At 40.0% G+C, this 6,000-nt stretch carries 3 protein-coding genes and 1 CRISPR repeat array (1 of these 4 cut by a window edge); all 3 genes read right to left on the reverse strand.

Going from position 1 to position 6,000, the window contains the following annotated elements:
• Positions 1–1,241: direct repeats of the CRISPR family, unit length 37 nt; unit sequence ATTGCAATTCATCAAAATCCCTATTAGGGATTGAAAC (it extends 388 nt beyond the left edge of the window).
• Between the two features lie 221 nt (positions 1,242–1,462).
• The 3 genes from dusB to V7K38_RS02640 all read right to left on the reverse strand — a co-directional run bounded on the left by dusB (position 1,463) and on the right by V7K38_RS02640 (position 5,521).
• Complete coding sequence (gene dusB / locus V7K38_RS02630; protein WP_334855201.1) at positions 1,463–2,518, reverse strand: tRNA dihydrouridine synthase DusB; 1,056 nt, start codon at positions 2,516–2,518, stop codon at positions 1,463–1,465.
• A 537-nt stretch (positions 2,519–3,055) separates the two neighbouring features.
• A complete protein-coding gene (locus V7K38_RS02635; protein WP_334855203.1) occupies positions 3,056–3,955 on the reverse strand; it encodes a hypothetical protein in 900 nt (299 codons plus the stop codon).
• A 135-nt stretch (positions 3,956–4,090) separates the two neighbouring features.
• Positions 4,091–5,521: a galactose oxidase-like domain-containing protein gene (locus tag V7K38_RS02640; protein WP_334855204.1), complete on the reverse strand. Its 1,431-nt coding sequence runs from the start codon at positions 5,519–5,521 to the stop codon at positions 4,091–4,093.
• Between the last annotated feature and the right edge of the window lie 479 nt (positions 5,522–6,000).

Here is a 6,000-nt window from a genome sequence, read left to right on the forward strand (position 1 = left end):
TTGAAACAACCAGGGGCAAACGGAAAAGATGGAACTAATGATTGCAATTCATCAAAATCCCTATTAGGGATTGAAACAACCCACTCATGCTTCATAGCAAAGCCACCAACGCCGAATTGCAATTCATCAAAATCCCTATTAGGGATTGAAACTCTTTCAGGAATACTATTGATGAATGCCTTCGAATTGCAATTCATCAAAATCCCTATTAGGGATTGAAACTTAATCCTGTGAGATTAGGCATGATATCAGTATTATTGCAATTCATCAAAATCCCTATTAGGGATTGAAACCTGAATCGTGGGCATGGACAGAGGGAATCCAGAATAAATTGCAATTCATCAAAATCCCTATTAGGGATTGAAACAATGCTGTAACAAGTTGTTATACTACTTGCTTCTATTGCAATTCATCAAAATCCCTATTAGGGATTGAAACTGATGCTGAAAAACCTCTTAATGACTTGATAGTTGAATTGCAATTCATCAAAATCCCTATTAGGGATTGAAACTTTTCCCGTGCCTGCAAAATCCGTTGATTGATGGATATTGCAATTCATCAAAATCCCTATTAGGGATTGAAACGGCGCTTTATATCAACTGACAATAACCTACGACTGGTATTATTGCAATTCATCAAAATCCCTATTAGGGATTGAAACAAGTCATCGTCTACGACGTGGACAGCGCCAAAGGAATTGCAATTCATCAAAATCCCTATTAGGGATTGAAACTACGTGAGTGTTATTGGACAGATAAATCGCTTAATTATTGCAATTCATCAAAATCCCTATTAGGGATTGAAACGGGTTGAACCCCTTGCGACAAGTTTGGCAAAACCAAATTGCAATTCATCAAAATCCCTATTAGGGATTGAAACAAAGGGAGACTGTACGAAAATGGCTAATCAGGAATTGCAATTCATCAAAATCCCTATTAGGGATTGAAACAGAGCCAAAGGCAGTAATCGTGCATATACCCGCTAATTGCAATTCAGCAAAATCCCTATTAGGGATTGAAACGCTTCTAGCATTAACAACCAGATAATTCTTGCTGCAAATTGCAATTCAGCAAAATCCCTATTAGGGATTGAAACTTTGAATTCAAATCATGGAAACAAGGAGAGGGCGGCATTGCAATTCAGCAAAATCCCTATTAGGGATTGAAACCTGCTTTACCTCCGCCAAATCATCCCAGAGGTCAGAATTACAATTCATCAAAATCCCTATTAGGGATTGAAACGCAATAAAAAGTTAAATTAGTTTGAAGATTTGACATTGCAATTAAAAAAAACCCTTATTAGATATATCCAAAAATTAAATATGCGTTATTCAAAAGTATTGTATAAACTTAGTAGTGCTACATCTATTTTTTACCAGATTTTTAAAATAGCAGAATCTAAGCGATCGCGCAACTTTTAGCAACCAAAGATATCACCGCAAGGTAGTGATAAAATCAACTTTTTAAAGCATTACCAAACTACCTTGAGCTTCTTCCTCTAACTCATAGCCATTAGCTAATTTTTCAATTGCTTGGTCAATCATTGCCAAACCTTGATCTACCTTTTCAACCAAACTTAGCTGTCCTCGGAGTTCGGCAGCACCTACGAAACCTTTAGCATACCAGGTCATGTGCTTACGGGCTTGACGCACACCGCGATCGCCTTTATATTCCCACAAGGCTTGTAAATGATCTCTTGCACATTCCAAACGCTGAATCGGGGTAGGTGTTGGTAATATCTCCCCAGTTTTCAGGAAATGATCGATTTCTCCCACCAAATACGGATAACCCAAAGTCCCACGGGAACACATCACACCATCAGCGCCAGTTTGTTCTAAACATTTCACCGCCGCTTCAACGGAAAAAATATCTCCATTCCCAATGACTGGAATAGAAAGCACTTCTTTTACACGAGTAATCCATTCCCAACGGGCATTGCCATTGTATCCTTGAGCGCGGGTACGTCCGTGAACTGTGATCATTTGCGCCCCTGCATCTTCCATCCGCTTGGCAAAGTCGAGAATAGTAATTTCGTTGTCATTCCAGCCAATACGAGTTTTGACTGTTACAGGGACATCAACAGCTTTTACTACTTCCCGCACAATTGCCTCTGCTACTTCTGGTTGCCGCAACAACGAAGAACCACCACCATTTTTAGTGATTTTATTTACCGGACAACCCATATTAATATCAACAGTATCAGCACCTTCGGCAACCGCTTTGATTGCTGCTTCTGCCAAAAAATCGGGACGACAATCAAATAGTTGAACGCTAATTGGGCGTTCGTTGGGATCTACCTCCATGATTTTGGGCAACTGCTTGACATAATGCAACCCTGTAGCATTCACCATTTCGGTATACATCATCGAATCTGGTGCATAGCGACGCACGAGACGGCGAAACACCATATCTGTCACTCCAGATAAAGGCGACTGGAGAACCCGACTTTTTACCTCGAATGAGCCAATCTTTAAGGGTTGGGAAAGTCTAGCTTGGAGAATAGGAGAGAGCGAAATCATACAAAAAATTAAAAATTATGGCAATGGAAAATAGCAGAGTCTGCTGGCTTCATTTTTCTAACTTTTGGATCTTGTTTACCTTTGTGGCAAATAAACTACCCTTCGCTTAAACGAAGTAAGTCAAGGGTTTCTACATTCCCTGACTTAGCCACAGATTTTTGACTATCCGTAATTTTCAGGTTTAACAGAGTTTTATCTTGTTCACAACTCAGAAATACCCAAAAACTACGCACCAATATTTTAGTCAGCTCGGTAGATGCATTCTTGCGATTTATTTATCTTTATATAGTTTACACATAGTTTGCTTTTTAACGCCGATTTAGGGACTTCTAACAAATAAATTATCTAATCTTGTGGGGTGGGCGCTCATGTTGCCCACCCCACAGGAAGTAGTTGATGTATCTTTATTATTTGAATTCCAACTTGACTTTAGAGCCAGCAGTTGTAGGATGGCTTCGGTTTCTTCAACTAGAGGACTTACACAAAACTACACGCGATAGGGGCAATTAATGAATTGCCCCTACCTGCCACCAATGCCTATGCAAGGGTGATTTTAGCAACATTAAACCCTTTTATTCTCTGCATCTCTCCATTATCCTTATTGATTGTGTGCAAGTATTTAGGAGATTCATACCTAAATGCAACTAAGGCAAATAATTCGTTTGAGGAAGTGCAAACTAATCCGTCACAACCATTATTCAAAGTTTTACCTTGGAATTTCAATTTTTTTGATTCTTCTTGACCGATCTCAGACAAGCTGGTTTCGCCTACCTTATTAGTATTGATTCCGTAGAAACTTCCGTTTGAACACTCAGCTACAGCAGTGACCCGCTTATCTTCGGGTATTTTGCTACGGTCTGTAATTTGACCTGTCTTGAAGTCAATTGTTACTATCTTAGAAAACCCCTTTCCTTTTTCTTTGCCGACTAAAGCAGCAAGTGAGCCGTCTTTCAAGCGTAGTAATTGGTAAACATCTTCATCGTTTTTTAGTCCCGATATATCTACAGTTTCTAGAGAATTTAAATCGATTAAACGAACTTTTTTGTCCTTTTTCTTTGTTGTACAGATATCGCTTGCGGCTGCTATGAGTTGGCCGTTTATGAAGGCAAAACCACTCAACCGCTCACAAGTCTCCAAAATTGGTGCGGTGGTCAGCACGGTCTTAATTTCCTGAGTGCTGACATTAAAAGACTTTACGACGATTGGCTGTAGGATCGATGGATCTATTGTGGTTTGGCTTGTGTTAACGAGGTCGGTGGTATCTGAGTCTAGGTTGGTATCGATGTCGTTGTCAACAATACCAGGTTTGATACCTAAAATAACCGTGCCTGTATTGGATTGTGCAAGGCCTTTACTGTAAACAAGTCCCACCGTTGCTGCTGTGGTGCTTGCCAGCGCCAACTGACCAAATTGTCTGCGTGTTAACTTTAATTTCATCTGTAAATCCCAGAATTACTTGCCGTTTGCCATTGTTCTAGGCTTGCTGTAGGCGAGCGAGATTGGCTGATTGATACTGCTTTGATTTTTGAAATGAACGCTATAGAGCATTACTTATTAAGCAGAAGTTGAAAATTATACTAACTTAATCCAACTTGCCACTGAGGGAATATTATTGTTGTTAACAACAACCAGCATGTAGTAGCCAGGAGGTGCAATGTTGCGATTACTCGTTATTTGAACTGTGAGAGAATTGCCACTCCTAGAGTTAATCGGCGTATCTACTAGCCGTTGTTCTGTATCTAGACCATGAGTTGTTGCCATTGGTCTAATTAGATGAACCCATTTGATGTTCGTTGCAGATTGATTTGTTTGGATGGTGATTGTGCTGTTATAGTTTGCTGTCGTGGGAACACTACTAATTATGGGTCTTGTCTGCGATATGTACGCCGGACTATAAATTTCTATGCGATTTTCATAAGTACCACGACTAGGATTTCCTCCCGCTACAACTACTCTGCCATCTGGCAGCAAGACTGCAACTGAATGATAGACGCGGCCGTTAACAATTGGTGTCTCTACTGCCTTCCAGGTATTCGTGGCTGGATTATAAATCTCTGCTGGCAGCGTAGATTGTGATATATCCTCTTCACCTCTGCTGCCATTACACACAAATACGGTGCGATCGGGTAATATAACGGCATTATGGTGCATCCTGGCATTCAGGAGAGAGGGTGCTGCTGTATAAGTGGGAGTAGTAGCATTGAGATTTACAATATTGACTCGGTTTGTTGCTACACCTTCTCCACCGCCACCGATAATCATCACCTTTTGGTCTTGAGCGGGTGGGAGTAATACGCTAGCAGCTTGGTTCGCACTATCTGGAGCTTGCAATCCAGATACTGACTGTTCTGCGATCGCTTGATTAAATTTTGAAGGTAAAGTCAGAATGCGTGGTGATACACCATTGTTGCCCCCCAATTGAGCGCCCGTATAAAAAAGTTTGCCACTACTCAACAATACCAAGTGGGCATAGAGAGAAAATGCACTGGTTTGTAGTGTAAAAATCTTCCAACCAGTAGAACCTTTAAAAATTTCTGGGTTGCGATCGAGGTTACCAGTTACATCTAAACCCGACAGAGTAAAAATTCTCCCATCACCCAGCGTTAATACGGTAGGATACCAGCGGCCTCTATTCATTGATGCCACTTTTGTCCAACCTCCGTTCCCGCTATTAGCAGTGAAATTAAATATAAAGGAATCGTTTATACCATAGAATGGGTCATATTGTAGAGTTCCACCTGCAACAAATAATTGTCCGTCGGCTCGGAATGAGTGAGCAGCACAGAAAAGGTCAATTGGGTTTCCACTACTATCTCGTGGGATTGTGGGAGTAGTGAAGGTTCCGTCACTAGGCTTCCAAAGCCTAACCCCTTCTGGAGAATTGTCATACGCTGTTTGGCTAGGATCGTTACCTGAACCACCAAAGAACAATATCTTACCTGTTCTTCCTAAAGCAGCATGGATAGGATTAATCGGAATTTGAGACGATAGTTGCCAAGGCATTTTTTTGTTAACTCCCCTGGTTAAAAAACTAGAATTGTTGAACTCTTATTGGTGAACTACATACACTAACAACGGATGAAAAAACTTTTTTCTACTCCCTTTTGCACGCCAAAGTTTCAAGCTTTTAACCTGAGAACAGCTAAAGAGTCTTGAGATTTTTTCTGTCTATGCAACTAAAAATTGTCAAAGCAAAACTTCTGTTAAGCAATTTAAAATTAGATAACAGTAAAAGTTATTCTTGTAGTTTTTGCCAAAAGAATATTCTTTATAAAATTAATTAAATCTTTTTCTGGCGATATTTTGGATCAAATCGACAATAGTTTACGTAATCTTTATTTAATTTTCAATGTATTTGCCTATTGAGGGCTTCAATCTTTATCATCTGGTATCCGCTCGGTAAATCGGGGTAGAACTAAAAAATCAGAATGTAAAATGGTACACAGTGCGTTATAAAATATGACACATGACGCAAATATCAT

Source organism: Nostoc sp., assembly GCF_036917465.1.
In the GTDB taxonomy this organism is placed as follows: Bacteria; Cyanobacteriota; Cyanobacteriia; order Cyanobacteriales; family Nostocaceae; genus Nostoc.

What these genes read in the sequence shown, in the direction of transcription:
- dusB (WP_334855201.1), bottom strand. Translation starts at nt 2,518, where the DNA reads ATGATTTCGCTCTCTCCTATTCTCCAAGCTAGACTTTCCCAACCCTTA.
- V7K38_RS02635 (WP_334855203.1), bottom strand. Translation starts at nt 3,955, where the DNA reads ATGAAATTAAAGTTAACACGCAGACAATTTGGTCAGTTGGCGCTGGCA.
- V7K38_RS02640 (WP_334855204.1), bottom strand. Translation starts at nt 5,521, where the DNA reads ATGCCTTGGCAACTATCGTCTCAAATTCCGATTAATCCTATCCATGCT.